Genomic DNA, 24,889 nt, shown 5'->3' on the forward strand with positions numbered 1-24,889 from the left:
AAGCGGCAGCGACTACGGCCGGGCCCGGTTAGGCTTTGGGTGGCGACAGCCTCTCCCTCTCCCGTCTTTCTTGAGTCGCTTGGGCTATCCCTAAAAGCCACTGAGAAGCGTCAAGTCCCCATGGACCACTTGAGTGGCCCGGCACGCGGAGCTAGGGCCCGATGACGTGGCCCCAGCTCGCAATGCCTGGCGCTTTTGTGGACAGCCTCGCGGATTCGACATTTAGTCAAACATCAACAGGTGGTTGCATCTTGCGAACGTCAGGTTTCGATCAAGGATGAATGAATCGAACATTCAGGCGGGAGGGTCGTATGGGTTTGTCGTATGAGTGGGGCAAGAGATGGCGTCAAAGTGTGGCGGCAATGGATCAGCGTTCCGTTGACGTGCTGCGGGGGCTGGCCGGGTCCAGAAGAGCGAGGGCCGTGGTGTTGGGAGTGGCGGCAGCCGTGTTGTTGGGTCTGGCAGGTTGGTCCCTGCGGCCACTGCCGGACGATGGCGAAGGACTCTCGCAGTTCTGCCGAAGCACCGCAGGTGGCAACCTCTTTCGAGCGAACGCTTGCTATGACCGATTGCTGCCGGTGATTGAAGAGCTCGTTGAGAGTCGCAAGGGCGGCGATCACGTTCAAAAGATCGGTGAAGCCTGCTTGCGCGTTGCGGAACGCTCAGGCTGGGATGTCTGCTCGGTCACGGTGACGGGCCCGTTCATGCGCCGGACCACCGTTGAGTTTTCCCGGGGCGTTGCCGAGCCATTGGTTGTAACGAAGCCTGGAGAGAGGCCATGAATGACCATACATGCAATCGGCCTCCAACAGCGTCGGCGAGCCGAGCACCCTCAAGCCAAAGCTCCGTGCACTGTTCCGCCCGCAAGGCGAGGGCTGGCAGGTGGTCGAAGTGAAGGACGAAGGGACGTCTGCGGGCTAAACGAGCCGCAGCCCGCCGCTTGACTGCACGCCAGTCGCGATCAAGCGTGCAGTGATCCAACAGGGGAGGACCAAATGAACCGCTATCCGCCATACCAACCGCTACATCCGCCCACTGGGCCTGCCGCGATGATCCTCCCGGCCATGATCCTGGGACCGCTCGGGCTGCTCGCCTTGGGCGGTGGGCAGGAGGCCATGCGATCCAGTGTGCTGCTGGGCTCGCTCTATTGCGCCGGGGGCGTGGCGATCTTCGCGTTCTTGGCCTTCTGCTTGGTGCTCCACCTCCGCGCTCAGCGGCTCTGGGACTGGCACGTCCGCACCGGTCGAATGCCGTATTTCCGGAAGCACGACTTCCTGAAAGGGGCGCTGCTCGGGGGAGGAGTGGGCGTGATGATGGTGATTGCGGCCGTCGTTCTCGGGTTTAAGTACGCCGAGCATCCGGACTATGGCGAAATCGCGACCTTGGCCTTTGTCGGTGCCTGGCTGTATGGCGCTCTCGTGATCGGCGTGCTGGCCGTGGTATTCGGGTGGACCAAGCGGGCGTGGGACCGGACAGCCGTACCTCCTGCCTAAAAGAAAACGAGCAGGTTTGACCGCAGGACTTGGCAGAGTCAGAGCAGTCCAATAGCCATATTCAACAGGGCCGTTGCGTCCCAAACGCGCCGAGGGGACGCCCCTTCCAAGCCATGGCTTCATCCTGCCATGAAGGGGCTTGTTCAGTTTACCGCTGACGGCCTGGCACCTCTAACCCCACAGGTCGCTGGTCATTTTCCAACAACGTAGATGCCGCGCCAGTTCTCTGGAAAGCCCTTCTCCTTCCATATGAGATCAAATTTCTCTTTCCCCCAGAAGTCGCTTGTTACATAGAAGACGGCGTAGAAGAGATCGTAGTCAATGTCTCCGGTGTATCCCTTTACGTCGTCAGAAATCTGAGCAATGGTCGCCTTGAGTTTTGCCTCATCCTTCGCGTATTTGTACTCGATGGCCGTTGAAAGCTCCGGGATGAGGATGTCCGGCTTGTACTCCTGAGCGGTCTTGAGGAAGTTAGACTTCGGTGAGATCGCTGAGGGGAAAAACGCCTCCAGAACATTCCTGACCACCTGGTAGACGCCGGTCTCGGACGTTGGGTTCTCTCCACTTTTTTGGATGATGGACGCAGTATTGTTCAAAACCGTTTCCAGGTATTTTATCCCTGCGAAACGGAGGTAATGACTGGAACGGTTGAGCACATCCAGAGGCGCGAGGAACTCTCTGAGCTGTGCTAGGAAAACGATGTATGGCTCGCCGTCACCCAAAACGTCGATGTCGTAGACCGTGGCTGCTTGGTTGGCGTTGAACGGTTCACCAAATCTTGCAAGAAACTGTCGTAGGTAAACCGGGAGGGCCTCGGTCTCCAGCAGGCGGATGGTGCTGAGGTAAAGGCGTTCCGCGAGGCTCTCAAATGGCTTCACAAGCGCATCATCGCCCTCGATGAGCCAATCCGGAGGGGCTGCGTTTCGGGCTGCGTCCCACTCCGCCCAGCCAAGCTGATGATAGGCGAGCCTGCCCTCATACGCTTCTGCTTGGCTCAATAGCTCCAGTATCTGCATCCTGATGCGATCCGCTTTCATGCTGCCCTGTCTTTTCCCGCGCGTGGTCGGAGAGCGAGTCTAGGGGGCCATGGCATACGGAACAAGCCGACCAGACGTTTGACTGGCGTGCCCGCCCAACGAAGCCAAAAGCCAACGAAAGCGCCGGGTTGCGGGCCCTGCTGGGCTGGTCGCCGCAGCAACGGTGAGGGAGTAGGGGCAAGAGCGTCGTTGCTCTCGATGCCCGCGACCGTTCTTTGGGGGGGGGGGGGCTAAGCCGCAAGGCCCTGCCAAGTCATGACGTTTGATTTCATTCCCGCTCGATTGCGAAGGGATAGAGCTAGAGTCGGGTGTACCCGTCTAGGTGATGTCGGCTTCTGGCCCAAAGCGGGCGCTAAGTTGTAGTCGTGCAGGACCGAAGGTTGATGTTCACCGGGCTGCCGACGGTAAGCTCTCGATCAGTGGCTGTCTGTATGGCGCACTCCTGCTCGGCATGCTGACGGCGGCGGCCGGGTGGACCAAGCGAAGCGCGCGTAGGATGGAACGGTGCTTCTTGGCGAACACGCGCCCGCTGGGGTCGCGGCAGGTGAGATGGGCAGGGCCTAGCTTTTTGCCAAACTCGGCGGAAGGCGGCATAGTCATGTACACATTGGCAATCAAGCATTTAGCGGACACCACCATGGCCAAGAAGGGCAAGGCAGCCAACGAAGCTCTCTTTGAGGAAGACTACGTGCTGCGGTCACTCGGGCGGATCGGCTAGCCCATGGCCAGCCACCGCAGCACTGGAAGCTTCCACCACGTCATCGTGTTGCTTAAGGGAAGTGACAAGAAGGCGGCCCTGTTCACCGATTTGACGGCAGCTGAGCTAAAGCGGCGCTTTGTCAGGCCCTATAAGCAGGGGAAGCCAGTGCTGCTGCCGGACAACTCGGTTGTCCAAACGCGGGACATCACTTGGACCACTATACGAGCCACTGCCGAAGCCGCCGCGCCCACATTGGAGGCACTGGAAGCGGCGAGTCGCCGCAATACTGATGAGCTCAACCGAGGCGGCGGGGTGGTCTTCCTGGGGCGCTTCTCTTGGGGCAACGAAGATCTGGCGGAAGAAGGGCAGGACGTCACATCGCGCTACATCCAGGCCCCGCCGGGGGAGGATAGCCTTTATCGCCGCTTGGGTTCTTGGCTTGCGGACAACCTAGGCAAGGCTGGCATTGCTCTCCTGCTCACCGTTGCTTCGGCGGTGGTGCTCACTTGGTTGGGATTGAAAAAGTAGGGCAGGGTGAATGACAAGCGCCAAAGTTGAGGTGTCGCACAGATCCAAAGATCTTCCGGCTCAGCCGGTGAGGTAAGTGTATTCAATAGCCCGAAAACGAAGGACCGCCATGAAGGAACATGCCGAATCAATGCTCAAGCGAAAACTGATCGTCAACCGGGGAGAGAGCATCGATCGACGTAGCGCGGCCGGAACTCTTCAGAAGGCTACGTGCGAGGACATTGCTAGGCTCGCCCTCGCCATGCATGACAAAAAACACTTCTTCTCGTTGCGCAGATCTCTCGAGATGAGGTTCAGCCGGGATATCAACGGAAGCGGAGTTCAGGCGCTGGAAGTCTTGAGGAAGGGGGCTGGTGATGACTCCAGATACCTTTTTCGCGTCCACTTTGAGTCAGTCCACAGAGATGGTGAGAGCTTTCTCTATGAAGCAGACCTCATCCGAGATCAGGGAAAGGACTACGAGCCGACAGTGAACTGCGGTAAGCACTGCTTCGGTGCCAAGAGTGTTTGGCTGCAAATCGATTGGAGTAGCGACGAGGTTGCTCAGTGGTACTCCGACACTCAGCGTCTTTCCACCGCCGATCCCGACAGCCTCGAAGAATGGCTGGAGTCCGATAAAGAGATGCTTGTAAAGTGTAGGGCTGGATTCATTTGTGGTTGGGAGAAGGTCTTCGCGAGAGACGACCTTGCTCGCCACGCCAATGCGGGCACGAGCTTGGAGGACCTGAAGGCAAGACTGACCTGTTCTAAGTGCGGCAAAAGAAACGCCAGAATCCTTGCACTTTAGGAGTGGGAGGGCGTGATTGCTTCTGTAGTCTTGCCGCGGTGCTTCCTTCCTACTAACAGCATGCCAAGCCCAAAGATACCGTCTCGTGGTGTGGCGACCCGGATAATCCATTCTTATTGTTGCGTAAGTGGGCGCTGCGCTTTCATGTCCTCGCCCTCAAGCCGCGCCCTGGCCGCTCCCAGTTGACGCATTTCGTCGCTCCATGCCCCGCAAGCGCTCCTAGGGAGAAGGGGCGGTGCCTCTCCTGGGCGTCTGCCACTCGGCCCTAGTCCCGTCGTTCATTGGGCAGAAGATGGATAGGTGGCCTCGTCCCTGATTGAGGTTTTCACCGGGAACCGAGTGGCTCCCAGAAGCCCTAAGGCTGATTTGCAAGCTGGCCCCAAGTGAAGCCGGAGCAATCGCGGTCTGTCATCCCGCGAACCTCGTCCAAGCGTAGCCATGCGCAGTGAGCCGCCGCTCTGCGATCGACAGAAGATCTTCATCGAAGAACGTGCGCCATTCGGTCTGCACGATGATGGCCTCACAGGTCAGGTCCATTCGGCCCGCCAGCAGCAGCTCGTTGAAGCCGTCAGAGGGCCTAGCGCTCGCGACGATGTCCTTGACCGTTTGAAACGGTCCCTTGCTGCGGATCATCGCTACGAAACGGTTTGGGTGATAGTTGAATGCCTTGGCTTGGTCCACAGCTTCGAGAAGCACCTGTTCGAACTTCGCTTCCTGTTTGCTGTCCATCCAATCTCCATCTCAAAAGAGTGATGCGTTCAATCTTAGCCGAACCGTTGATGGTGCATAGCGTTAAGACGCCAGGGAGGAGCTGTCGACGGGCGCGTCAAGGGGCGCGTCACGCACACGTTCGCCGGACTTGGTCGGTCGAAGCCTAAGCACACCTGCTAATCGACCACGCAGCTGCGGCATTTTTTGGCTCCGGTCGAGCGGCTGGGATAGGCACCCGGCTAGCCAGGCATTGAAGGGCCGGCGAGATCGGGCTGGGCGGGGCGAAGAGGCGGTTGATAGACCGCTGTCTGAAGCTGCGCCAGTGAGGCGGAGAACGGGGGGGGGGGTAAGGCGGCAGTCCAATGTCGCCTTTTTATGCATGGTGTATGGGGGGGATGAAGAGGCGGCGAGGGTGGAACCTCGGGCCAAGTTTCTTTCACTTTCCTAGAGGACGCTTTTCATGCGCGGCCCAGGCCGCGTTCTTTTGAGCTCTTGAAGAGAAAACGCAACGTAAAAAGCGGCTCAAAGCAAAAGCAAAAGCGGCCTGGGAAAAAAGCGGGTGGGGCCTAGGCTTCCGCCGGGCGCGGCGCTTGGCGGGAAGTGTGAGGTGTTTCAGTTTTTTGTTTTTTCTGCGGTTGCCTGTCAGTTCTACACTTTAGTTAAGTAAATGTGTTGTTTTCGGGTTTACATTTTTAGCGTCTGTCGTAACCTGGATTCATAGGAAGGCAATGCCGCTTACCGAAAAGCCAAAAAGGTGACCAACATGCAAAACAATACTTTCACTGCCGAAGAATTCGTCATGATCGACTTGGGACTGAACCCGGGTTTGGTGGAAACCTATTCCGAAGTCTCCCTGGAGCCCGTCAGCTTCGAGAAGGAAGAGGGCTTCTCTTGGGGCTCTCGCTGGACCGCTATCCACGATGCGCGCTATCACAACGGAAATAAGCTCATGGCTGGCGGCCGAGAGTTTATCGTCACCAAGGCCAACCCGACGTTCAAAACCTTGCTCAACGGTTGGCGTGAGGAGCAGCAAAAAGCTGGGTGAGGTGAGGTAGGGCGGAAGACAAAAGGCGGCCAGAAGGCCGCCTTTCTTTTTGTCTGCTCCCCCGTCACCGCTCACCCCATGCCCTCGCTGCATGCCTCCCCTCACCACCCCTGACGGCCGCTACCTCATTGTGCGAGGGCGCCTCTGGAGAACCACCAACCCGGGCCTCAGTGAGCCGGAGAGGGAGCACCTGGTCCACGAGCTGATGGACGCGCGGCGTGCCGTGAAGTCAGCGAAGGCCAACGGGGACGAAGAAGCACTCGCCGCCGCCCGGCGCGCCGTGGACAGCGCGAAGAGGGGATTGGGCGAACATGGGCCAGTGTGGTGGACCGATGGGGAGAGGGATTGGAACCGGTGCCTGATGAAAAACTCGCCCTATGCAGGGTGGTTCGGCAATCTTGCTGAAGGTGGCGTTCAGCAAGGTAGACTCTATATCAGCACAGTAGCCCAAGGATCGAATGCATGGTTAAAACATTTCGATGTGAGACCGTTGAGGCGCTAGAGGCCGCTATTGCCGAAGCTGGGCCGGACGCAATGTATCGTGGACAGTGTAAGCATTGGCCGCCTACAGGCGGCTCCACATCGCTCGTGACGTCATTCTCTCGGTCCCCTTGTGTTCCGGATCTGATGATCAGGTGGAGCCACTATGCCAAACGAATGCTGCGGCGACATGTTCAGGGTTGGGAGGACAGAAAAGACCTTGCTACTGACCAAGCCATTCTGCAGCACTACGGTTGGAGGTCATTCTTCTTGGACGCAACGGGCGATGCACGGGTCGCCGCATGGTTCGCGAGCCATGAGTTCGTGTCTCGTCCACATGGTGAAATGGTCGAGGATTGTCACGAAGATCCAGTGGTGTTGATCTCAGACCTGGCCGAGTTCATCCCTGCCGAGGGGGATGGTCACGTGTATCTGATCAGCAAGAAGGCGTGCAGGTCTGCGGGCATCGGCTACGTGCATCTTTCAGAGATCGCGACCAAGGAGGGGCGTCCTCGATACGTGTGCCAGGATGCCTATATGGTGGGCCACTTGGAGCCGTCGGGTTTGCCCGAGGCCGTTTTGCTTGCACATCTGGTCGTTCCGGTGGCGGTCTTGTTGAGCTATGCGAACGGCCTTTCGACAGAAGACCTTTTCCCCGAGCCAGAAGTTGATCCGGTATTCTCTGATTTGCTTGAGATGCCCTGGGTCCGCGTGGACCCAGAGGATGACCCGATCCCGTTCTTCAGAAGGTCGCTTCCTCTGCCGGAATACAAGCTGCATGTCCGAAAGCACATGCCACCTACAGCAGCGATGTATCGACCGTTTTGGCTCGGCGACCTTCGCGATCCGGCCGACCCGGAACGTCTAACCCATTTCCTATGTAGTGCCGGCGTCTATTACGGGACAAGTTCAAAGCCCTCATCCCTCCCGCGTCTTACGCGGATTCTGGAGGCGTGTGATGGCCTCGTGGTAGAGGTAGATGGACTTGTCTACTTTGGCGGACGTGGACGGTATGTAAAAGGAGTGATTGTTCAAAAACGCCCGGACAATCTAATCGCCGTGTCCGAGATTGGAGTAGAGCACCCAGGACTCCAGATTCGAGATATTGGGGTCTTTCAAGGATGGCATTTCCGCGTCCAAGCAGATGGGATTTGGCTCAGGGAGGTGCACGAAGACGATTGCGACTGCGGTTCTGATGAGCACGATGAGCAGCTTAAGTTGCTCGGTCGAGTGGAAGAATGCTTGGCGGAAGGTTCCATTGAGCATCAATCTCCAGGCGTCTACGTCGAAAGAGGCGTCAGGAGAGACTCCGATCCCTCACTTATGAGAGAGGTTCACGCTTCCCGAGCGGAGGTGGATCCGTGAGGTGGAGCATGTGCCTGGGCGTCGTTGACGTGAGGCTACCGGGACGCACCCCGTGTCTCGAATGGCGGATTGTTCACGTATGACTCGCCTGCGACAATGGAAGTTGTTCTTGGGAATGAGTGTGTGACCATGGAAGGGTATCTGCCTTTAGCGATTCTGGTCGTCGGAACGATCGCGTTCTTCGCCCATCGATCCAGCAAAGACAACCGTGTTCTCAAGGTGGTGGCCGGGGCGCTGTTCGCCCAGGCAGATTTGTTGGCCGCCCGCGGGGAGCAGAGGAAGTCCGAGGAGCTGCGTGAGCAGTGGCATGCATTGAATCGTGCGCAAGCGTCTCTGAGAGCTAATCCGAGGTTCGCTATCGAGGATGCAGAGCAGTTTGCCCTCCTTCGGCTCACTAGCCCGTTTGATCTTGAAAAGCTGATGATCGGGTATGGCTCGCATTTGGAGGCCTATGACTCTCTCATGCGTCTAGCAGGAAAGATGGAAAAGATTCGCAACGCACGGTAGTGGGGCGCTCCTGTCCCCGGTTCGCTGAGCGTTACATGACGTAATAAGGAAGAGTCATCGTGAAGAAAAGGAAGTTTGCTGGATTGGTGGTGATGGTGGTCACGTGCATCGGTGCATCGGTGCAACGGCCAATGCCTATGCTGCACCGACAGCGGCCCAGCTCGCCCGTGAGATGGCCGATGCGGTTGCGCCTTCGCTGCCCATGCGTATCAACCAAAACTTGACGATGCAGACCGTGGTCGCCGGTGGCAACACGATCACCTATACCGCCAACTTTTCGTATACCCGTGAACAGATGAATCAGGTTCTGGCTCAGTCCGGAAAATCGGATGCTGAAGCCAGGGCGATGATGCGCAACGCGGCGAAGGGTGGGGTCTGCGCTCAAGGCCCAGAGGGACGTGCATTCGTAGCGCTGGGCGGGCGTGTTCGCTATTTGTATCGCTTCGTGGATGGCAGCCTGTATGAGACCATCGAAGTGGCGAGCTGCGACTAGTTTGAGCCGGCGTCGCTTGGTTGGTCTTCCGCCAATAGGGCTGGAACCCGGACCTGATTGAAAAGGCATGCGGCGAGACGTGGTTTACCTCCCTGTCCACAGAGGTTAAGTCTTGACGGGGGTGGCGCAACGCCCCCTTGTTGGTGTATCAGTTCGGAATCACCAAGCCAAGGAAGGACATGAAGCAGATTCTAGGCGTTAAGTATGCATCGCCGCTCGAGCGGGAATATGAGGCGTGGATTGTCGCTGGCATTGAGGCCTATCTGAAGAACGTGGGCCTTCGATATGCCATCTGGGCAATCGGATCTTCCCAAGAGAAGGTCTGGCCCGCAGATGAGAAGCTGTCAGTTGGCTGGAAGGTCGTTGGGTTGCAGTTCAAGCGAGCCAAGCTTGCTACCAGCGGGGCAGTTGGAAAAGATCGCCTGAAGTGGACCTTTGATCAGCCGGCAGGCCAGCTCGCGTTGGTGAGCTCCACGCCAGAGATCTTTTATTGCTTGCCTACGTTTATCAATCGTGATCTGCGGTCCGAGGCGCTCCATCATTGCCTGTTCTGGCGGCCTGATCCGGCAAAACTGAACACCAACGCGTGGTATGACAACGGCAGCAAGAAGGTGAAAACGCCATACAAGAAGCTAGATGACAGCATGCGGGGGGGGGTGTTCTTCGGGGGGTTGGTGTTTTGCAGCGGGGGGGGGGGGGGCGGGGGGGGGGGGGGGGGGGCCCCCCGGAGGGGGGGGGGGGGGGGGGGGGGGGGGGGGGGGGGGGGGGGGGGGGGGGGGTTTTGGGGGGGGGGGGGGGGGGGGGGGGGGGGGGGGGGGGGGGGGGGGGGGGGGGGGGGGGGGGGGGGGGGCCCCCCCCCCCCGGGGGGGGGGGGGGGGGGGGGGGCGCCCCGGGGGGGGGTACGGGCCATCGCCTCGCGATACGCCAGCTCTGCCTCCTCCACCCGGTCAGCACGTCGGGCGGCCTGCAGTTGAGCCAGCCGGCGAACCGAATCCGGGTTCGTGGACAGCACGCGAGGGGCATGAGGCAGCGCCTGCTCCAGGCGCGGCAGGAAGACCGTGAGGCAGCGATGGGGTTCTACGCCAAGAACGAGAACGGAGAGGTGGTCGATTTGAAGAAGGGCACCCGCAGCCGGTGCGAAACCTTGGAACTGGGTGATCAGCAGAAGGAGCGCCTGATGGACTCCATCGTGGAAGCCCACTCGCAGGAGAAGTGCATCGAGCGCTTGGTGGCCGACTATTTCAAGAGCGGTGCCACGCTGGATGACAAGCTGGTGCTGGCCCACAGTCGGGCAGAGGTCGGCGCTCTCAACGCAGGGATTCGCAAAGAAAAGGAGGCCATGAGTGCGGTGAGTGAGGGTGAGCTTAAGGCTGCGCGGTCGCTGGAGGTGTTGAAGCTAGCGGTACGCCACGCAACATCAACCGTGTTGCCTGTAGCGCTCACGGACTCGGGCACCATCTTCAAGCAGGGAATGGTTCGGTAGTGGGGGCATACGGCCAAAGACAGCTTGGCCCCCTAAGGGCCAAGCTGGGTGTGAAGCGATCAGTCGTCTCTTTCCATGCGCTCGGCGTACTGCTCGTCCAGGTCGTCAGAGTCGTCATCACGCCAGTCATCGTCTAACTCCGCGCCTTCTTGGCTCTCTTCAAAGATAAGGCCGGCACGGCCTGCCTTTATGTAGAAGAGCTCACCCCAAACGTCCAGCGTGTGGCCATTGAACATCTGGTCTCCTTCAGGGTCATATTCTCCGCTCATGGTGCCCCTCGCCTCGATAGACCATCTGTCAGTACTCGCCCACAAGTCGGCGCTGTCCTCTGGCGGTCCCAGATCGGGGTAATCCGGGAATACGGCATTGCAAGCGGCCATTGCAGCAGCGGTGTCCTCGCCATCTGCAATCTCCGCTTCGAGCAGTTCGCGGGCATGGCTATCCCAGAAAGCCTCGATATCGCCGTAGACGGGAGCTGGGAACGTTGACGAAACGGCCTCTTTGCACGCGAGCAGGGAATGCAGCACACCAAGCTTTTCAGCGCGATCTCTGGCCAATGGCATGTTGAGCACGTAAAGCTCTGCGTCGGCCAAGTGGTACTCTAGAGTTGTGTCCGCTTCTTCGACGCAAAGCGCGGCAAAGCTCTGGTAGCCCAGCATGGCCGAGATCACTTCCACGAGGTGGGAGCGCTTGACCGACTGGCCCGCGTGAGACATCGCCTGGGACGCCGCAAACGCGGCAGAACTGATAAAAGATTTCATCCGTATGCTCCTGAACTGCTCGGTGCGTTGGACCTTTTGTCGCCTACCAAGCAGCCGGCATGCCGGGAAGAGTAGGGAGATCAAAAGCAAAACATTGGTGTTTCGATAGCTGCCTTTTTCAAGCGGTCCAAAGCTTAGGCGGGCGCCTGCTTGAGATCCTACTCCGCACCAGATCGGTCCGCAAGAGCACTCCCTAACACCGCGAGCTGACTCATCGGAAATGGCGGCCACAGAAAGCGCCATTGGGCCGCCACTGTATTGCTGCGTGAGCTTCTTCGTAGACGGGGGCGCTCTTTGCTTGGGATAACGGACAAGGGCCCCAAAGGGCTCTTGCCGAGATACGACCACCTCCTTTTCCCGCCACGCAATCGTTTAGCGCCCCAAGTTGATGCTCAGCCCGAACCCGGCCACTGGCTTGTTGCCAGAGCCGAAGGACAGGCCCGCCGAGACGCTGACCTTTTTAGAAACTCGAGCACCCCAGCCCACGGCCATCGCAGCACTGCCACCCGAGAATCCAACGCCCACATTGAGGTTGACCTGGCCGACGGCAGCCCCGCCATTCGCCGCTGCAGCCGTTGACATCTGGGTCAGAGCCCCGACCTGCACACCTAGGCCCAACAAACCCGCGCCGGGAGTATCCAGCTCCAGGCCATCCGGTTTTCATTGCCCCACGCCAGACACGCCGTTTCCATCCCCGCAGGGCACCAAGCCGGCGCCAGCGCACGGGCCAGCACTTCTGACGTGGCTCCCCGGTCACGGGACGCGCCCGGCTTGCGCCCCTGCCGGTAGGCCCACTTGGCCCGGCCGCACTCGGCTTTCAGCTCGACGTGGGGATAGTCTTTCGGGCTGGTCCACCGGCCGCCCCAGTTCAGCCCCACGATCTCCGCCAGCTCTCCAAAGCGTTGATAGCCGGCCATTACATGGGCATCGCCCAGGTTCCAGCTTGGCTCCCCGTTGACGAACACGGCAGCATCCAAGGCCAGGCCGAAGTTGTGGCAACTACTGTAGGCACCAACCGTCGTGACACCAGAAGCTGAAGCGAGGAGCGCAGCTTGCCGCTCTGGCGAACGGTAGCCCTCAAGTGGCCGCACATCGAATCCTTCCGCGGCCAGCTGGGCCTGGACGGCTTCCACCTTCCCGCAGCGCTGGGGAAACCCCCTTCCACATCCGCTCGTTTTTCGGATGAAAGAACCGGTAAATGGCGCCGTGCGGCTTCGGGGTTTGGTAAATCCAGGGGCTGCCGGGTTTGGGCTTGGGTTGAATGATCGAACACCCGGCCAAGGCCAGGCAAGCCAGAACGGGGGCGATGGTAAAGCGGGGCTGCATGCTTTCCTCCCAGAAAGAACAATGGATGCTTTCAGGGGTAGTAGATTTTCGGGAAAGCGCAAGCGAGCTAAAACAAACAAAGCCCCCGAACGACCGGGGGAGGAGGCCAGCAGCTTGGGGGCTTAATGAGGCAGGTAAAAATGAGTAAGAAACCCCGCCCCGTTGCAAGCCATAGCATGCAAGGGCGGGAAGTCAAACCGATTGCCGTTCGAGTGACTGACGAAGAAGGCGCGTGGTATTGATCGGTCACGGCAGATGAGGCTGACTGGGCCCCGCTAGGACAGGTGAACGCACCGACCGCATCGGAGAAGAGTTGTTGCGATAGTGTTGCGACGGTCAGGGGTGCGTGGCGTGTCGACTAGTCGGGCCTTGCCCAGTAAGGCTTTCGGGCCAAAGAATGAACAGACGCTAATGATGCTTCATGAGGGGCGTGTGTTCGGCGGACTTCTCTTTGGACATGGGCTCGTGAATCAGAGAGCATCCGGCCGCGCCAGCAGGCTGCGGCGGCGGAGCAGGCAGGGCCGTCCATGGTAACTGGAAGGGGCGGAGGACGCCTGGATGGGGCAGCACGATCGTCCGCGCGGCAGGCATGGCGGTGGGTCGTCGTCATGGGCCGCGAGTCTTTCATGAACGACGCATGGCCGATGAAGTCCTGATGACACCGATTTCACTCGTAGTTGCCAGCGGCAGGCGGAGACTGGACCCATCCCGGAAGACAGGAGCTGGCCATGAAGACCTCGACCCGACTGCTCGTGCTGGGCACCCTGATGGCGGCATCGTCGATGGCGGGTGCGCAGACCTACGGGCCCCGCGATGAAGGCCGCAAGTTCAACGACGGCAGCCGTGTGGAATGCAGGAACGTTGAAGTCCAGCGCAACTCGCGCGATCCGAACCGCATTGCCGGTACTGCCACAGGTGCGGTGGTGGGCGGCCTGCTGGGCAACCAGGTGGGCGGCGGCAATGGCAAGAAGCTCGCCACCGTCGCCGGTGCAGTCGCTGGCGGCGCCGCCGGACGACAGATCCAGGGCAACCACCAGCAGAAGACCGGCGATCGGGTGGTGGAACGTCGCTGCGAGCGCGTCTACCGCTGATCGCCGTTTTCCCCTTCCACGTAGTGATGCAACGAACGCCGGCTCCGTGCCGGCGTTTGTCTGTGCTCAGGGGCGCACCCCGCCCGACGGCCTGCCATGCAGCCGCCAGATGGCAAGACCGCCGTAGATCACCAGCAGCGCCGCGAGCGTGGCAAGTTCACGGCTGACTTCCTCCAGGCGTGCGTCCATCTGGTTCAACCGCACTATCAGATTGATGCCGGAGGTGGTCGGCAGCAGCTGCGCCAGCCACACCAGCGGGCGGGGCGTCATCACCGCCGGCCAGGAGAGGTTGGCGAGGAAGAACAGCGGAATGGAGGTGGCGATGATGTACTGGAAGGCGCGTTCGCGGGTGCGGAAGAAGCTGCCGATGAACAGCCCGAAGGCCACGGTGGCGGCAATGAACAGCGTGCCGCCCAGCAGCTGGCCCAGCGGATTTCCGCCGCGCGGGTAGTCCTGTACCCAGGCGGTGAAGCCGGCGTAGTAGAACAGGCCGAACAGCCCGATCAGGCCGAAGCCCATCGCCATGCCTGCCAGGGTCGGCAGATCGAAGTGCAGCCGGCGGCCGAGCACCAGACGCCGCCCTCCCAGCAGTACGCCGATGCCCATCAGCAGTGTCTGGTGCACGATCAGTTCGGCCACGCCGGGTACGATGGCGCTGCCATAGCCTTCCTGCGTGTTGTACAGGGGCCGCTGCACGAGAGTGACCGGCGCTGCCTGCGGCGCGCCCATGAACGCGGCCTGGGTCACGGCGGCGTCGCGGCCGAATGTGCCCAGCGCATCGGCGATGCTGCCCAGCACCCAGCTGGCGCGTCCCAGGTAGGCGCCATTGCCCAGCAGGACCAGCTTGGCTGGCTGGCCACGCAGGATGTCGCGCTCCAGGTTCGCGGGGATGAGCACGATGCCTTCGGCATGCCCCGCTTCCAGCTGCCGGCGCGCGCTGTCCAGATCCGCCGGCTGGCCAACCACGCGCGCCACGCGCAGGCCATCGAGGATGCGCAGCAGTTCGCGGCTGGTGGCACTGTGATCCTGATCGACCACCAGCACCGGCAGATTGCCGGCCACCTGGTGGCGGTACGCGGCGGGATAGAAGAACGAGTACAGGATGACTGCACCGACCATCACCACGATGGCATAGCGGTCGCCGAGCACCGCCAGCAGGGTCTGCCGCAGGCTGCGCCAGACCGCGCTCATGCGTCGGCCCCGGCCGGTCGCGCGGCCTCCGGGGTGCGGCCGAAAGCGATCAACCGCAGGCTGCCGATGCCGCCGGCCACCACCGACATCAACAACAGCGTGGCCAAGGGCCACAGCGAGACGGACAGCGGTGCGCCGACGAACTGCTGCTCGGTCTGCACCTTGATGTACGCGCTGAGTGGCAGCAGCTGGTGCCAGATGCGGGTGAACAGCGGGCCATCCAGTACCGGGAAGGTGGCACTGGAGAAGGCCAGCGCTGTGCCGATGGTCAGGCCGACCACCGACAGCGCGGTACCCATGTCACGGGCAAGGCCGACGAAGAACAACGCATATGCGGCCGTGGCCAGGTAGAACGCCGGCTGCGCAGCCAGCAGCAGGAGCAGACTGCCGGCGATGCCGTCCCCCCGCAGCCATGCGAGGTAGCCGACGCCCAGCGTGCCGTACAACGCGAACAACAGTACGTAGGGCGCGAGCTTGCCGGCGATCGAGGCCCACGGGGTGTCACCGAGCCAGGCCGGCAGGGTGCCATCGCGGATTTCCCGGCCCACGCTTCCGGCCACGGCCAGTGCCAGCACCAGCGACAGGACGGCCGGGAAGATCAGCGGCAGAAGGAACAGCTCATAACTGCGTGCCGGGTTGTAGAGGATGTCGGACTGCACGGCGATCGGGGCGGCGCGCAGCTTTGCGGGCCCCACCTGCAGGCCGATGCGCTCGCGCAGCATGCGTGCATTCCAGGCCGACACCGCATCGGCGATATCGCGCGCGGCCGATTGCCCGGTGGTCATGTAGGTGGCGTTGTAATAGGCGAACACCGTGCCCTGGCGGCCGCGCAGGGCCTGACGGGTCACGTCGCGCGGCACCAGCACCACTGCGAACACCTCCAGGCTGCGCAGCTGCGAGCGCGCGGTGTCCATGTCGGCGGGCTGGCGGGCGACGCGGACCCCCGGGCTGGCATCGAGCATGCGCAGCAATTGCCGGCTGTCGCTGCTGTGATCGAGGTCGACCACGGCGATGGGTACATCGCGCATGACCGATGGCGTGAACATCCAGGCCATCAGTACCAGCATCAGCAGCGGCAGCACCGTGACCAGCGCCAGGTCGGCACGGTTGCCACCAAGACCCCGCAGCTCGCGCTGCCAGGCAGCAGCAAAGCCGTTGCCACCAGGGCTCAGTGCTGGGGCCATGCGAACAGCACGCTCATGCCGGGGCGGAAGCCCTCGATGCGGCGTACCGGGCGCACCCGCACCTCGAAGCTGCGGACATCGTAGCCGGACGACTGCCGGGTGGTACGCCAGGTGGCATAGTCGCAGGCCGGGTTGATGAAGTAGACCTTGAACTCGCTATCCTGACCGAGGGCCGGCACGCTGCCACGCAGCGTGCTGCCGACCTTCAGGCCCTGCATCTGTGATTCGCGCAGGTTCATCGATACCCACATGCGGTCGATGTCGACCAGGGTGAATACCGGATAGCCGGCGGGTACCAGTTCGCCGGGATCGGCCATGCGCTTGTTGATCTCGCCGGCCACCGGTGCACGGCCCTCCACTTCGACGCGGGCCGCATCCACTTCGGCCACGGCGCCCTGCGCCTGCTGTACCTGGCCCTGCGCGGCACGCTTGTCCTGTTCCCGCGCACCGGCCAGCGCCATGTCGTACTGGGCACGGGCGGCACGGGCCAGCTCGCGCGAACTGGTGGACTGGGCGAGTGCTTCGTCGCGCTTCTGCCGGGTCATCACCCCTTCGTTGAACAGGTTCTGCACGCGGCGGTAGGTGGCTTCGGCCAGCGTTGCTCCGGCTTCGGCACGCTTCCAATTGGCTTCGGCAGCACGGATGTCCTCACTACGTGCGCCTTCGGCAGCCTTGTCGGCCACCGCCTGCGCAGCGGCCAGAGCGCCGCGTGCCTGCTGTTCCTTCGCCGTCACTTCGGGGCTGTCGAGCAGGAACACGACCTGGCCGGCCTGCACGCGGTCGCCTTCGCGAACCTTCAGCTCGGCGACACGGGCGGTGATCTTCGCGGCGACGTTGATCGTGTCCGCGTCGGCCATGCCCTGGATCTGGTCGGCCGGGCTGCGCCAGGCGAACCACAGGCCCAGCGCCACCACTACCAGCAGCACCACGAGCAGGATCCGGCCAAGCCGGCGCTTGCCTGGTGGTGTCGCTTCATCCTGCAATACGTCACTCATGGTCGATCACCTCATCTGCGCGACGCCGGAATTCCTCGAAGCGGTCCATCTGCCCACTGATCTCCAGCAGCTGTGCCAGCGCGACATCGTACTGGTAGGCGGCCTGTGCACGCTCCACGCGAGCGCCTCCCAGACCCAGCCGCGCATCGATGACGTCCAGCGACGTGGACTGCCCCTCGCGGAATGCCAGCTCCTGCAGGCGCAGGTTCTCCTGTGCCTGGGCGATGCTGCTGTCGAGCAGCACGAACTGCTGGCGTGCCGTTTCCAGCTCGTTCCACGCCTTGCGCACGCCGAGCGCGACCTGGTTCTCGGCTTCGCGCAGTCCGGCTTCCGCCTGCTCCTGCTGCGCACGTGCCGCGCTGATCTGCGCCGGTCGCGAGTTCGGCGACAGGAAGGTGTACTTCAGGCCGATGCCGAACGCCCAGTCCGGATCGGTCAGCATCTCGTCGCGGCGACGGAAGTCGTATTGGCCAAAGGCGAATATCTGCGGCTTGAGCTTGGCCTGTTGTACGCGCACGCCCTGTTCGGCCTGCGCCACCATGGCCCGCAGCCGTGCGATCTGGGGTTGCCGTGCCTGCGCGATGCGCTCGAAGCTGGCGGCCGGCTCCAGCGGCACGCGCTGCACGAACAGGGGTGATACCGGCTGCACCTCGCCGCCACTGCGCAGCAGGGTGGCCAGCGCGGCCTTCAACGTGGCCAGGTCGTTGACGGTCTTCTGGTACTCGCGCTCTGCCTTGTCGCGCGCCACGGTGGCCTGCAGTCGCTGCGCGCGGGTGGCGAAGCCTTCGCGCTCCAGCTTCAGCGCATCGGCCAGGTGGCGTTCCAGGCCATCACGGACGTCACGGCGCACGTCCACCGCCTGCTCGGCCAGGCGCTGGCCGAAGTAGGCCTGGGCCAGCTGCACGGTCAACGACTGCCGCTGTGCTTCGCGTTCCGCGCTGGCCTGCTCGTGGGCTGCGCTGGCGGCACGCTGTGCGGCAGGAATGACGCCACCGGTGTACAGCGGCAGCACAGCGGTGACGACCGGGCGGGTGCGCCAGTCGCGTTCGGTGAACGACAGGGGGGAATCGATGCCAAAGGCCTCGGCCACCGGTGCCAGCGAGCCCAGTGGCAGGGTCAGGGTCTTCTGGAACTGCAGGCGGCGGACCTCGCCGGTGATCTCCGGCAGGCGCAGAAGGCGCGTGGCCTCCTGCAGATCCTGCTTGTTGCGGACGGCGGCGTCGGCCGCGGCCAGCGCGTCGGAAACCTGTTCCAACCGCTGCCGCGCCTGTTCCCAGTCCAATGCCGGTGTATCGGTGATGGCCTGCGCTGACGTGGCAAAGGGCAAGCAGGCCGCAAAGGCCATGCCGGCGACGCCCATCGCGCTGCGCATCCTCGTCCGTGGGCGGCTCACACGCATGCCGTTCCTGTAGTTAAGAAGTGAGCAAACGTTAGTGGTCTGCGCGTGAAGCCGGGGTCTGCGGTCGTCGTGTGGGTCTCAACGCAGGGCGCCGCTGGCCGCGGTGCGCAATGCCTGGGTGATGTGCTGCAGCGTGCTTGAGCGCACGGCCGCGTGCTGCCAGTACAAGGGCACGTCGAGCCAGCGGCGGGGTTCCAGTACCACCACGCGGCCGGCATGCACGGCAGGCCCCACCAGAGTTTCCGGGGCCATGCCCCAGCCCAGTCCGCACGCGGCGGCTTCGACGAAGCCGGTCGAGGAGGGCAGATAATGCAGCGGTGGCTGCAGCCGCGCACGGGTCAGCCGCCGCACGAAGCGCCACTGCAGTTCATCTTTGCGGTTGAACACCAGCATCGGCGCACGTGCCAGCGCCGCAGCCTGCATGCCCTCGCTGAAGTGCCGGCGGGCGAAGCCGGGCGAGGCGATGGCGTGGTAACGCATGGCGCCGAGCGGATGCACGTTGCAGCCCTTCACCGGCTGGCTTTCGGCGGTGACCGCGCCGAGCACGCTGCCATCTCGCAGCAACTGCAGGGTGTGGTCCTGATCATCCATGCGCAGGTCGAACAGATAGCCATGGCGCTGGTGCAGCTCGGCGATGGCCGGCACGAACCAGGTATCGAGCGAGTCGTCGTTGACCGCCAACGGGATCGGTGTGCGCGGGGCATCGCTGCCGCGTTCGGGCAGCAGTTCGGCCAGCGCCTCGGCCTCCAGCGTCTGCATCGGTCGCACCCTGCGCAGCAGCGCTTCACCTGTGGCGGTGGGTCGGCACGGTGCCTGACGTACCACCAGTACCTGGCCGAGCCGGTCCTCCAGTGCCTTGATCCGTTGCGACAGCGCCGACGGGCTGATCGACAGGCGTCGGGCTGCAGCGTCGAAGCTGCCTTCCTCCAGCACCGCAGCAAACGCAGCCAGTTGTGGATGTAGCAGATCCATGCCGGTGCCTCTTCAGTTTCTCTGCACAGGATAAAGAAAAATCAGATTGTCTAAACAGGGGCGGCGGCCGCACTCTGCGCGTCCCCTCGCTGCCATGCCTGCCCCATGTGGATCGCCGCTGCCGCCGCCGGCCTGTTCGCAGGTGCCGGCCTGATCATCGCCATCGGTGCACAGAACGCCTTCGTACTGCGGCAGGGCCTGCAGCAGCGTCATGTGGGAAAGGTGGTGCTGGCCTGCGCCGGCGCGGACATCGTGCTGATACTGGCCGGTATCGGTGGCATGGGCGCGCTGGTGCTGCAGTGGCCGCTGCTGCTGCAGGTGCTGCGCTTTGGTGGTGCGGCGTTCCTGCTGTGGTATGGCCTGCAGGCGGGACTACGCGCGTGGCGTGGTGGCAGTGCGCTGGCCGCCGCCGAGGCGCAGGGCGGCAGCGGGCGCGAGGTACTGCTGACCTGCCTGGCCTTCACCCTGCTCAACCCGCACGTCTACCTGGATACCGTGGTGCTGCTGGGCAGCCTGTCCACGCGCTATCCGGGCGATCTGCGCTGGGCGTTCGCCGCCGGAGCCTGCGTGGCCAGCGTGGCCTGGTTCTGCACGCTGGGCTATGGCGCCCGCCTGCTGCAGCCGGTGTTCCGCAGGTCGAGCGCGTGGAGGGTGCTGGATGCCGGCGTGGCGATCTTCATGTTCTGCCTCGCCACCCTGTTGCTGTTGCGTCCGCTCTAGGCCGCGTCCACCGCGCACAACGGCGTCTCGTCGGGGCGCAGCGTCAGCACCCGCACGCCCTTGCGGGTCACGGCCACGGTGTGCTCGAACTGTGCCGACAGCGTGCCGTCGCGGGTATAGACCGGCCATTCGCCCGCGCGCTGGCGGATCGCCGGCCTGCCCTGGTTGAGCATCGGTTCGATGGTGAACACCATGCCTTCTTCCAGCACCCTGCCGGTGTTGGGATGGCCGTAATGCAGGATCTGTGGTTCTTCGTGCATCTCCCGGCCGATGCCATGGCCGCAGTATTCCTTTACTACGCTGTAGCCGTGGCGGCGAGCGTAGCGGGCGATGGCGTGGCCGATGTCGCCCAGGCGCGCGCCGGGCCGTACCACGGCGATGCCTTTCCACATCGCTTCGTAGGCGGTCCGCACCAGCCGCCGTGCGGAAGGGGTGACCGCGCCGACCGGGTAGGTGGTGCTGGAATCGGCGATGTAGCCGTTCTTTTCCAGGGTGATGTCGAGATTCACGATCTGGCCCTCACGCAGCACGTCTGCGGTACTGGGCACCCCGTGGCAGACCACGTTGTCGATGGAGGTGTTGAGCACGTACGGAAAGCCATACTGGCCCTTGCTGGCAGGCCGCGCCTGCAGCTCGTCGACGATCATCCGTTCGACGAAGTCGTTGATCTCCATCGTGCTGCGGCCCTGCAGTGGCCATCTGTCGAGCGCGGCGAACACCTGTGCCAGCAGGCGGCCGGATTCGGCCATCAGCGCGATCTCGTCGGGCCGCTTGATGATGCTCACGTCAGGCCCGTGCGGGTGCCAGCGGCTGTGGCTGCACGCCGGCGGCGCGCAGTTCGCTGGCCACGATGTCCTGGAAGCTCAGCGTCGGATTCATTTCGCACAGCATGCCCACGCGGATCCAGAAACTGGCCTGGGCGTTGATCGAGCGGCTGGAGACGGTGCAGGCACGGCGCAGCTGGTCGTGCAGGGTGTCATCGATGTTGACGATGCCCATGGGCGGATCCAGGTAAGAGGAATATACGTATCGTATATGTTTCGTATATCCCTCTCAAGCCTGCGAGGACTCAGTCCGTTGCGGTGGCGAAGCGCAGGCGGTTGTGGTCCGGATCGAGCAGCAGCATTTCGCGGCTGCCCCACTCGGTGTCATGCGGCGGCTGTTCGATCGGTACCCCCGCGGCACTGAAGGCGCGGTGCAGCGCGTCGACATCCTCGACGATGAAGTAGACCGCGCCGCCCACTTCGCAGTCGCCGCTGTGCTCGGTGAGGAACAGCGTCTGGCCGTCGCGGGTGAGCTGGGCGAACAACGGAAACCCCGGCTCGAACCGATGCTCCCAGTCGACGACGAAGCCCAGGCCCTGCACGTAGAAGGGCAGGCTGGCATCGGCGTGGCGCATGCGCAGCTGCGGGATGACGGTCTGGCGCATCATGGTGGCTCGCAGGGGTGAGCCGGCAGTGTACGCCGGCAGGGTGCCGCCACTTTCGTGGTCAGTCCCGCAGGCCGGGTTCACCCTGGACCAGCGGCACCCGTGAGCCGTCCAGCAGACCGCGGCTGAGCCGGCCATCCTCGATGAACAGCAGCTCGCCGTTCTCGCCGTTCTTGATGCTGCTGTCAATGGCGATCACGCGATCACCATGGAACGTGCTGACATGCGGCATCGACGTGTGGCCGACCACGATGCGCTTGAGCTGCAGCGTGTCGAGCACGTCCTGCACGCCCCGTGCATCGAGACGCCCATCGAAGTAGCCGCGGTACCAGATGGGGCTGGTCTTGCCGTCGTACAGCGGTGCAGTTGCGGGGTCGGCCTTCACTTCGGCCTTGGGCAATCCCAGCGAGGCCTGGTAGGCGGCGTTGGTGCGTGCCGGGTGCAGTGCCAGTTCCACCGCTTCGGGCGAGATGCCGCCATGCAGGAACAGGGTGTCGCCGATCTTCAGCAGCACCGGCCGCGTCCGCAGCCATTGCCCGATCACCGAATCAGCGCCGTACAGCTGCGGATAGCTGCGCCCGAGCAGCTGCGCGCTGCGCAGGTACTTCGGATTGACATAGCGCAGGTCGTCGTACAGAACCATGGTCTCGTGGTTGCCGAGCACGAAGTGCACCGCACCGCCGGCGGCCGCCGCCTGCTGCTGCAGGCCATACAACAGCCAGAACGCTTCGGTGACCTGCGGGCCGCGATCGAACACGTCGCCAGCGACCACCAGGGTGTCCTGGCCGAGGACCCAGCGGTCCTGCGCATCGATCACATGGTGGGCGCGCAGCAGTCGTACCAGCAGGTCGTACTGGCCGTGGATGTCGGACAGGGCGACGATGCGCGGTACCGCAGGCAGCTCCGACACCGAAGGCGCGACCGGTGGCAGCACGTGCACGCTGTGCGGGTAGCCGCACAGGGGCGCGACATCGGCAGCTCCAGTGGCGGTGCCCAGCGAGCGGGTCTGCACAGCGTCAGCGCAGATCCATTTGGCCTGCAGCTGATCGCCGTTGCGGAACACGTAGGGGCCATCGGCCTCGACGTGGGCGGCAGGCGCGGCGACTTCGCGGCCCTGCGCGCCTGGCACGCCCCACAGCAGGAGCAGGGGCAGAAGCACGGACGCGGATCGGGGCAGGGCACGGCGGAGCATGGGCGGAGTCCTAGGCAGCAACGGAAGGGCGGGCCGCAGGGCCCGCCCGTGATCCTACGCTGGCATTGCTACACGCTGCATGCGCGGGCGGCGCGCAGGCTTTGCCGTGGGAGGCGGATCATCGATCCGGCGCATCGCGCTCAGGTGGAACGGCACGCGAGGCTCGGGCTAGCGCATGTCCACCTTGCGGACCGCGGTCTGTTCCGCCAGCAGCGGCGTACCGGTGTGGTCATGCGGCTGCATGTAGGGAAGGGGCGCTCCGCTGGCACGCTCGACAAGCTGCGAGTGCGCCTCACCCGTTGCGAAACGATGGCGTTCGCCCCATTGGCGCAGCGCCACCAGCACCGGGAAAAGTTCGCGTCCGGCTGGCGTCAGCACGTACTGCTGGTAGGCGCTGCCATCGCTGGCAGGTTGCTGCAGCAGCAGCCCGGCCTCGACCAGACGCCGCAGGCGGTCGCTGAGGATGTTGCGCGCTGCGCCGAGGCTGCGCTGGAAGTCACTGAAGCGGGTAACGCCATCAAAGGCATCGCGGATGATCAGCAGGGCCCAGCGATCACCGAGCAGATCGGCGCTGCGGGCAACGGGGCAGGGGCTGGCGGCATGCATGGGCAAGGCTCGTGACGATGTGGTTGCATTTTAAAACCATTGTCGATAGGGTGCATCCAGTTTCAATATGCAACCACATTCATGCCCGTTTCCGTCCTTCCGCGCGCCCTGTTGGGCCTGCTGGCCATCGCGGCGGGTGCCAGTGTGGCCAATGTCTATTACGCACAGCCGCTGCTGGAGCGCCTGGCGCAGGCCTTCGCCACGGAGCGCGCGACGGCCGGCGCTGTGGTTGCCGCCACCCAGGCCGGCAGCGTGCTGGCCCTGCTCGGCCTGCTGCCGCTGGCCGACCGCGGCGATCGTCGCCGCCTGCTGCGCGTGCAGCTGCTGGCACTGGTGATGGTGCTGCTGGGACTGGCGGCAGCACGCAGTACCGCCTGGCTGCTGGGGGGCATGCTGCTGGCGGGCCTGCTCGGGACGGCGCTCACCCAGGGACTCATCGCCTATGCAGCCACGCTGGCACCGTCGGGGCAGCGGGGGCGCGTGGTTGGCATGGTGCAGGGCGGGGTGTTCATCGGCCTGCTGGCTGCGCGTGTGGTATCCGGCGCGGTGGCGGCCCTGGCCGGCTGGCGCGCGGTGTACCTGCTGTCAGCAGTGATGATGGCGGCGTTGGCGATGCTGCTGTGGCGACGCCTGCCTGCCGTGCCTGTTCCCTCGCAGCCGCCGGCGTGGCGCGCGCTGCTCGGCTCGATGATGACGATGCTGCGCAGTGATCGCACGCTGCGCGAGCGTGGCCCTCTGGCGCTGCTGCTGTTCGCCGGCCTCAACGTGTTCTGGGCGGCCGTACCGCTGCCCCTGTCGGCATCACCGATGAACTGGTCGACCGCGGCCATCGGCGCGCTCGGTCTGGCCGGCATGGTCGGTGCGCTGCTGGCTGCACGGGTGGGGCACTGGATGGATCGGGGTTTCTGCCTGCGGGTGAGCCTGGGGGCGCTGCTGCTGATGCTGCTTGCGTGGTGGCCCCTGCTGGGTCTGCCGCACGCCCTGGCATGGCTGCTGCTGGGCGTGGTGGTGCTCGATCTGGGAGGACAGGCACTGCATGTGTCCAACCAGGCGTTGCTGCTGCGCGCGCCTGCCGAACAGCACGGTCGCCTGGTGGCGCTGTACATGCTGTTCTACGCGGTCGGCAGCGGCGCCGGTGCTGCGGCCGGTACGTGGATGCAGGCGCACCACGGCTGGACCAGGGTCTGTGCACTCGGTGCAGGCATCGCGGTGACGGCGCTGGCATGGTGGGCGTTGCATGCCGCTGCACCGGCAGCGCGTCACCCCGGCGGCCACCGGCCCCCTGCGTAGTACCCATCAGCAGGGGTACGCCGAATGAGCGTACTTGGCCCCATGCACATTTGCGAAGCGCTTGCACTGAGTTGACGCATTTGAGAATCAATCGCATTGATGGG

30 protein-coding genes are annotated in these 24,889 nt (G+C 63.4%); 14 read left to right on the plus strand and 16 right to left on the minus strand.

What is annotated here, in order from left to right; all coding sequences use genetic code 11:
* The first annotated feature begins 362 nt into the window (after positions 1–362).
* The 3 genes from ACZK08_RS05465 (at position 363) to ACZK08_RS05475 (ending at position 1,493) form a co-directional block, all read left to right on the plus strand.
* The gene (locus ACZK08_RS05465) at positions 363–782 is read left to right on the plus strand and encodes a hypothetical protein (RefSeq protein ID WP_154582337.1); all 420 of its coding nucleotides are present in this window, start codon (positions 363–365) and stop codon (positions 780–782) included.
* 10 nt (positions 783–792) lie between these two features.
* Positions 793–921 carry a hypothetical protein gene (locus tag ACZK08_RS05470; protein ID WP_268222920.1) on the plus strand — a complete coding sequence of 43 codons (129 nt, stop codon included), beginning with the start codon at positions 793–795 and terminating at the stop codon, positions 919–921.
* A 74-nt stretch (positions 922–995) separates the two neighbouring features.
* Complete coding sequence (locus tag ACZK08_RS05475) at positions 996–1,493, plus strand: hypothetical protein (protein ID WP_229765808.1); 498 nt, start codon at positions 996–998, stop codon at positions 1,491–1,493.
* A gap of 191 nt (positions 1,494–1,684) precedes the next feature.
* On the opposite strand, the gene ACZK08_RS05480 is transcribed toward ACZK08_RS05475, so the two are convergent.
* The gene (locus tag ACZK08_RS05480; RefSeq protein WP_053517347.1) at positions 1,685–2,530 is read right to left on the minus strand and encodes a hypothetical protein; all 846 of its coding nucleotides are present in this window, start codon (positions 2,528–2,530) and stop codon (positions 1,685–1,687) included.
* 721 nt (positions 2,531–3,251) lie between these two features.
* Here ACZK08_RS05480 and ACZK08_RS05485 point away from each other — a divergent pair.
* Complete coding sequence (locus ACZK08_RS05485; RefSeq protein WP_053517350.1) at positions 3,252–3,758, plus strand: hypothetical protein; 507 nt, start codon at positions 3,252–3,254, stop codon at positions 3,756–3,758.
* A 109-nt stretch (positions 3,759–3,867) separates the two neighbouring features.
* Positions 3,868–4,545: a hypothetical protein gene (locus tag ACZK08_RS05490; RefSeq protein ID WP_053517351.1), complete on the plus strand. Its 678-nt coding sequence runs from the start codon at positions 3,868–3,870 to the stop codon at positions 4,543–4,545.
* Positions 4,546–4,953: 408 nt separating this feature from the next.
* Here ACZK08_RS05490 and ACZK08_RS05495 read toward each other — a convergent pair whose 3' ends face one another.
* Positions 4,954–5,274 (minus strand): hypothetical protein, encoded by a 321-nt coding sequence (locus tag ACZK08_RS05495; RefSeq protein ID WP_053517352.1) that lies wholly within the window; start codon positions 5,272–5,274, stop codon positions 4,954–4,956.
* A 745-nt stretch (positions 5,275–6,019) separates the two neighbouring features.
* Between ACZK08_RS05495 and ACZK08_RS05500 the strand changes: the two genes are divergently transcribed.
* From ACZK08_RS05500 to ACZK08_RS05520, 5 genes are all read left to right on the plus strand, one after another.
* Positions 6,020–6,301, plus strand: coding sequence for a hypothetical protein (locus tag ACZK08_RS05500; RefSeq protein ID WP_065181135.1), 282 nt, complete (start codon positions 6,020–6,022; stop codon positions 6,299–6,301).
* Positions 6,302–6,392: 91 nt separating this feature from the next.
* Positions 6,393–6,803 carry a hypothetical protein gene (locus ACZK08_RS05505; RefSeq protein ID WP_229765809.1) on the plus strand — a complete coding sequence of 137 codons (411 nt, stop codon included), beginning with the start codon at positions 6,393–6,395 and terminating at the stop codon, positions 6,801–6,803.
* 125 nt (positions 6,804–6,928) lie between these two features.
* On the plus strand, positions 6,929–8,146 hold the full coding sequence (locus ACZK08_RS05510) for a hypothetical protein (RefSeq protein WP_229765810.1): 1,218 nt from the start codon (positions 6,929–6,931) through the stop codon (positions 8,144–8,146).
* Between the two features lie 129 nt (positions 8,147–8,275).
* A complete protein-coding gene (locus tag ACZK08_RS05515; RefSeq protein ID WP_053517356.1) occupies positions 8,276–8,653 on the plus strand; it encodes a hypothetical protein in 378 nt (125 codons plus the stop codon).
* A 103-nt stretch (positions 8,654–8,756) separates the two neighbouring features.
* Positions 8,757–9,146: a hypothetical protein gene (locus tag ACZK08_RS05520; RefSeq protein ID WP_053517357.1), complete on the plus strand. Its 390-nt coding sequence runs from the start codon at positions 8,757–8,759 to the stop codon at positions 9,144–9,146.
* A 344-nt stretch (positions 9,147–9,490) separates the two neighbouring features.
* On the opposite strand, the gene ACZK08_RS05525 is transcribed toward ACZK08_RS05520, so the two are convergent.
* The gene (locus ACZK08_RS05525) at positions 9,491–9,688 is read right to left on the minus strand and encodes a hypothetical protein (RefSeq protein WP_478452553.1); all 198 of its coding nucleotides are present in this window, start codon (positions 9,686–9,688) and stop codon (positions 9,491–9,493) included.
* Positions 9,689–10,167: 479 nt separating this feature from the next.
* On the opposite strand from ACZK08_RS05525, the gene ACZK08_RS05530 reads away from it, so the two are divergent.
* Positions 10,168–10,629 carry a hypothetical protein gene (locus ACZK08_RS05530; RefSeq protein WP_154582338.1) on the plus strand — a complete coding sequence of 154 codons (462 nt, stop codon included), beginning with the start codon at positions 10,168–10,170 and terminating at the stop codon, positions 10,627–10,629.
* 59 nt (positions 10,630–10,688) lie between these two features.
* Here ACZK08_RS05530 and ACZK08_RS05535 read toward each other — a convergent pair whose 3' ends face one another.
* The 3 genes from ACZK08_RS05535 to ACZK08_RS05545 form a co-directional block, all read right to left on the minus strand.
* Positions 10,689–11,390 (minus strand): hypothetical protein, encoded by a 702-nt coding sequence (locus tag ACZK08_RS05535; RefSeq protein WP_053517361.1) that lies wholly within the window; start codon positions 11,388–11,390, stop codon positions 10,689–10,691.
* A gap of 372 nt (positions 11,391–11,762) precedes the next feature.
* Positions 11,763–11,972, minus strand: a complete 210-nt coding sequence (locus tag ACZK08_RS05540; protein ID WP_154582339.1) for a YadA-like family protein — start codon at positions 11,970–11,972, stop codon at positions 11,763–11,765.
* Positions 11,973–11,998: 26 nt separating this feature from the next.
* Complete coding sequence (locus tag ACZK08_RS05545; RefSeq protein ID WP_196768719.1) at positions 11,999–12,523, minus strand: M15 family metallopeptidase; 525 nt, start codon at positions 12,521–12,523, stop codon at positions 11,999–12,001.
* 921 nt (positions 12,524–13,444) lie between these two features.
* Here ACZK08_RS05545 and ACZK08_RS05550 point away from each other — a divergent pair.
* Positions 13,445–13,807 carry a glycine zipper 2TM domain-containing protein gene (locus tag ACZK08_RS05550; RefSeq protein ID WP_081284341.1) on the plus strand — a complete coding sequence of 121 codons (363 nt, stop codon included), beginning with the start codon at positions 13,445–13,447 and terminating at the stop codon, positions 13,805–13,807.
* A 66-nt stretch (positions 13,808–13,873) separates the two neighbouring features.
* On the opposite strand, the gene ACZK08_RS05555 is transcribed toward ACZK08_RS05550, so the two are convergent.
* From ACZK08_RS05555 to ACZK08_RS05575, 5 genes are all read right to left on the minus strand, one after another.
* On the minus strand, positions 13,874–14,998 hold the full coding sequence (locus ACZK08_RS05555; protein ID WP_065181138.1) for an ABC transporter permease: 1,125 nt from the start codon (positions 14,996–14,998) through the stop codon (positions 13,874–13,876).
* On the minus strand, positions 14,995–16,182 hold the full coding sequence (locus ACZK08_RS05560) for an ABC transporter permease (protein ID WP_065181139.1): 1,188 nt from the start codon (positions 16,180–16,182) through the stop codon (positions 14,995–14,997). Before ACZK08_RS05560 ends, ACZK08_RS05555 begins: the two co-directional genes overlap by 4 nt.
* Complete coding sequence (locus tag ACZK08_RS05565) at positions 16,167–17,177, minus strand: HlyD family secretion protein (RefSeq protein ID WP_478452557.1); 1,011 nt, start codon at positions 17,175–17,177, stop codon at positions 16,167–16,169. Before ACZK08_RS05565 ends, ACZK08_RS05560 begins: the two co-directional genes overlap by 16 nt.
* Positions 17,170–18,576, minus strand: a complete 1,407-nt coding sequence (locus tag ACZK08_RS05570; RefSeq protein WP_053517367.1) for a TolC family protein — start codon at positions 18,574–18,576, stop codon at positions 17,170–17,172. The genes ACZK08_RS05565 and ACZK08_RS05570 overlap by 8 nt, the downstream gene beginning before the upstream one ends.
* Positions 18,577–18,654: 78 nt before the next feature.
* Positions 18,655–19,548: a LysR family transcriptional regulator ArgP gene (locus tag ACZK08_RS05575; protein WP_065181141.1), complete on the minus strand. Its 894-nt coding sequence runs from the start codon at positions 19,546–19,548 to the stop codon at positions 18,655–18,657.
* 105 nt (positions 19,549–19,653) lie between these two features.
* Here ACZK08_RS05575 and ACZK08_RS05580 point away from each other — a divergent pair, with 105 nt between their 5' ends.
* A complete protein-coding gene (locus ACZK08_RS05580) occupies positions 19,654–20,268 on the plus strand; it encodes a LysE/ArgO family amino acid transporter (protein ID WP_065181142.1) in 615 nt (204 codons plus the stop codon).
* Here ACZK08_RS05580 and map read toward each other — a convergent pair.
* The 5 genes from map to ACZK08_RS05605 form a co-directional block, all read right to left on the minus strand.
* The gene (gene map / locus ACZK08_RS05585; protein ID WP_065174740.1) at positions 20,265–21,047 is read right to left on the minus strand and encodes a type I methionyl aminopeptidase; all 783 of its coding nucleotides are present in this window, start codon (positions 21,045–21,047) and stop codon (positions 20,265–20,267) included. The genes ACZK08_RS05580 and map overlap by 4 nt on opposite strands.
* Positions 21,048–21,054: 7 nt before the next feature.
* Positions 21,055–21,267 carry a ParD-like family protein gene (locus ACZK08_RS05590; protein ID WP_053517372.1) on the minus strand — a complete coding sequence of 71 codons (213 nt, stop codon included), beginning with the start codon at positions 21,265–21,267 and terminating at the stop codon, positions 21,055–21,057.
* Positions 21,268–21,337: 70 nt separating this feature from the next.
* Positions 21,338–21,697 (minus strand): bleomycin resistance protein, encoded by a 360-nt coding sequence (locus ACZK08_RS05595; protein ID WP_065181379.1) that lies wholly within the window; start codon positions 21,695–21,697, stop codon positions 21,338–21,340.
* A 61-nt stretch (positions 21,698–21,758) separates the two neighbouring features.
* Entirely contained in the window at positions 21,759–22,889 is a 1,131-nt protein-coding gene (locus tag ACZK08_RS05600) for a metallophosphoesterase (protein WP_081284342.1), read from the minus strand.
* A 168-nt stretch (positions 22,890–23,057) separates the two neighbouring features.
* Positions 23,058–23,495 (minus strand): winged helix-turn-helix transcriptional regulator, encoded by a 438-nt coding sequence (locus ACZK08_RS05605; protein WP_065181143.1) that lies wholly within the window; start codon positions 23,493–23,495, stop codon positions 23,058–23,060.
* A gap of 81 nt (positions 23,496–23,576) precedes the next feature.
* Between ACZK08_RS05605 and ACZK08_RS05610 the strand changes: the two genes are divergently transcribed.
* On the plus strand, positions 23,577–24,785 hold the full coding sequence (locus ACZK08_RS05610) for an MFS transporter (protein ID WP_065181144.1): 1,209 nt from the start codon (positions 23,577–23,579) through the stop codon (positions 24,783–24,785).
* Positions 24,786–24,889 lie beyond the last annotated feature (104 nt).

It is taken from the genome of Stenotrophomonas sp. 112478_Sma (assembly GCF_056479905.1).

Coding starts and splice junctions, on each gene's coding strand:
- ACZK08_RS05570 (WP_053517367.1), bottom strand. CDS start 18,576: ATGCGTGTGAGCCGCCCACGGACGAGGATGCGCAGCGCGATGGGCGTC.
- ACZK08_RS05515 (WP_053517356.1), top strand. CDS start 8,276: ATGGAAGGGTATCTGCCTTTAGCGATTCTGGTCGTCGGAACGATCGCG.
- ACZK08_RS05475 (WP_229765808.1), top strand. CDS start 996: ATGAACCGCTATCCGCCATACCAACCGCTACATCCGCCCACTGGGCCT.
- ACZK08_RS05610 (WP_065181144.1), top strand. CDS start 23,577: ATGCCCGTTTCCGTCCTTCCGCGCGCCCTGTTGGGCCTGCTGGCCATC.
- ACZK08_RS05505 (WP_229765809.1), top strand. CDS start 6,393: ATGCCTCCCCTCACCACCCCTGACGGCCGCTACCTCATTGTGCGAGGG.
- ACZK08_RS05595 (WP_065181379.1), bottom strand. CDS start 21,697: ATGCGCCAGACCGTCATCCCGCAGCTGCGCATGCGCCACGCCGATGCC.
- ACZK08_RS05540 (WP_154582339.1), bottom strand. CDS start 11,972: ATGTCAACGGCTGCAGCGGCGAATGGCGGGGCTGCCGTCGGCCAGGTC.
- ACZK08_RS05605 (WP_065181143.1), bottom strand. CDS start 23,495: ATGCATGCCGCCAGCCCCTGCCCCGTTGCCCGCAGCGCCGATCTGCTC.
- ACZK08_RS05550 (WP_081284341.1), top strand. CDS start 13,445: ATGAAGACCTCGACCCGACTGCTCGTGCTGGGCACCCTGATGGCGGCA.
- ACZK08_RS05590 (WP_053517372.1), bottom strand. CDS start 21,267: ATGGGCATCGTCAACATCGATGACACCCTGCACGACCAGCTGCGCCGT.
- ACZK08_RS05580 (WP_065181142.1), top strand. CDS start 19,654: ATGTGGATCGCCGCTGCCGCCGCCGGCCTGTTCGCAGGTGCCGGCCTG.
- ACZK08_RS05600 (WP_081284342.1), bottom strand. CDS start 22,889: ATGCTCCGCCGTGCCCTGCCCCGATCCGCGTCCGTGCTTCTGCCCCTG.
- ACZK08_RS05470 (WP_268222920.1), top strand. CDS start 793: ATGCAATCGGCCTCCAACAGCGTCGGCGAGCCGAGCACCCTCAAGCCA.
- ACZK08_RS05485 (WP_053517350.1), top strand. CDS start 3,252: ATGGCCAGCCACCGCAGCACTGGAAGCTTCCACCACGTCATCGTGTTG.
- ACZK08_RS05490 (WP_053517351.1), top strand. CDS start 3,868: ATGAAGGAACATGCCGAATCAATGCTCAAGCGAAAACTGATCGTCAAC.
- ACZK08_RS05555 (WP_065181138.1), bottom strand. CDS start 14,998: ATGAGCGCGGTCTGGCGCAGCCTGCGGCAGACCCTGCTGGCGGTGCTC.
- ACZK08_RS05465 (WP_154582337.1), top strand. CDS start 363: ATGGATCAGCGTTCCGTTGACGTGCTGCGGGGGCTGGCCGGGTCCAGA.
- ACZK08_RS05560 (WP_065181139.1), bottom strand. CDS start 16,182: ATGGCCCCAGCACTGAGCCCTGGTGGCAACGGCTTTGCTGCTGCCTGG.
- ACZK08_RS05535 (WP_053517361.1), bottom strand. CDS start 11,390: ATGAAATCTTTTATCAGTTCTGCCGCGTTTGCGGCGTCCCAGGCGATG.
- ACZK08_RS05565 (WP_478452557.1), bottom strand. CDS start 17,177: ATGAGTGACGTATTGCAGGATGAAGCGACACCACCAGGCAAGCGCCGG.
- ACZK08_RS05480 (WP_053517347.1), bottom strand. CDS start 2,530: ATGAAAGCGGATCGCATCAGGATGCAGATACTGGAGCTATTGAGCCAA.
- ACZK08_RS05575 (WP_065181141.1), bottom strand. CDS start 19,548: ATGGATCTGCTACATCCACAACTGGCTGCGTTTGCTGCGGTGCTGGAG.
- ACZK08_RS05495 (WP_053517352.1), bottom strand. CDS start 5,274: ATGGACAGCAAACAGGAAGCGAAGTTCGAACAGGTGCTTCTCGAAGCT.
- ACZK08_RS05530 (WP_154582338.1), top strand. CDS start 10,168: ATGAGGCAGCGCCTGCTCCAGGCGCGGCAGGAAGACCGTGAGGCAGCG.
- ACZK08_RS05500 (WP_065181135.1), top strand. CDS start 6,020: ATGCAAAACAATACTTTCACTGCCGAAGAATTCGTCATGATCGACTTG.
- ACZK08_RS05525 (WP_478452553.1), bottom strand. CDS start 9,688: ATGATGGAGCGCCTCGGACCGCAGATCACGATTGATAAACGTAGGCAA.
- ACZK08_RS05510 (WP_229765810.1), top strand. CDS start 6,929: ATGATCAGGTGGAGCCACTATGCCAAACGAATGCTGCGGCGACATGTT.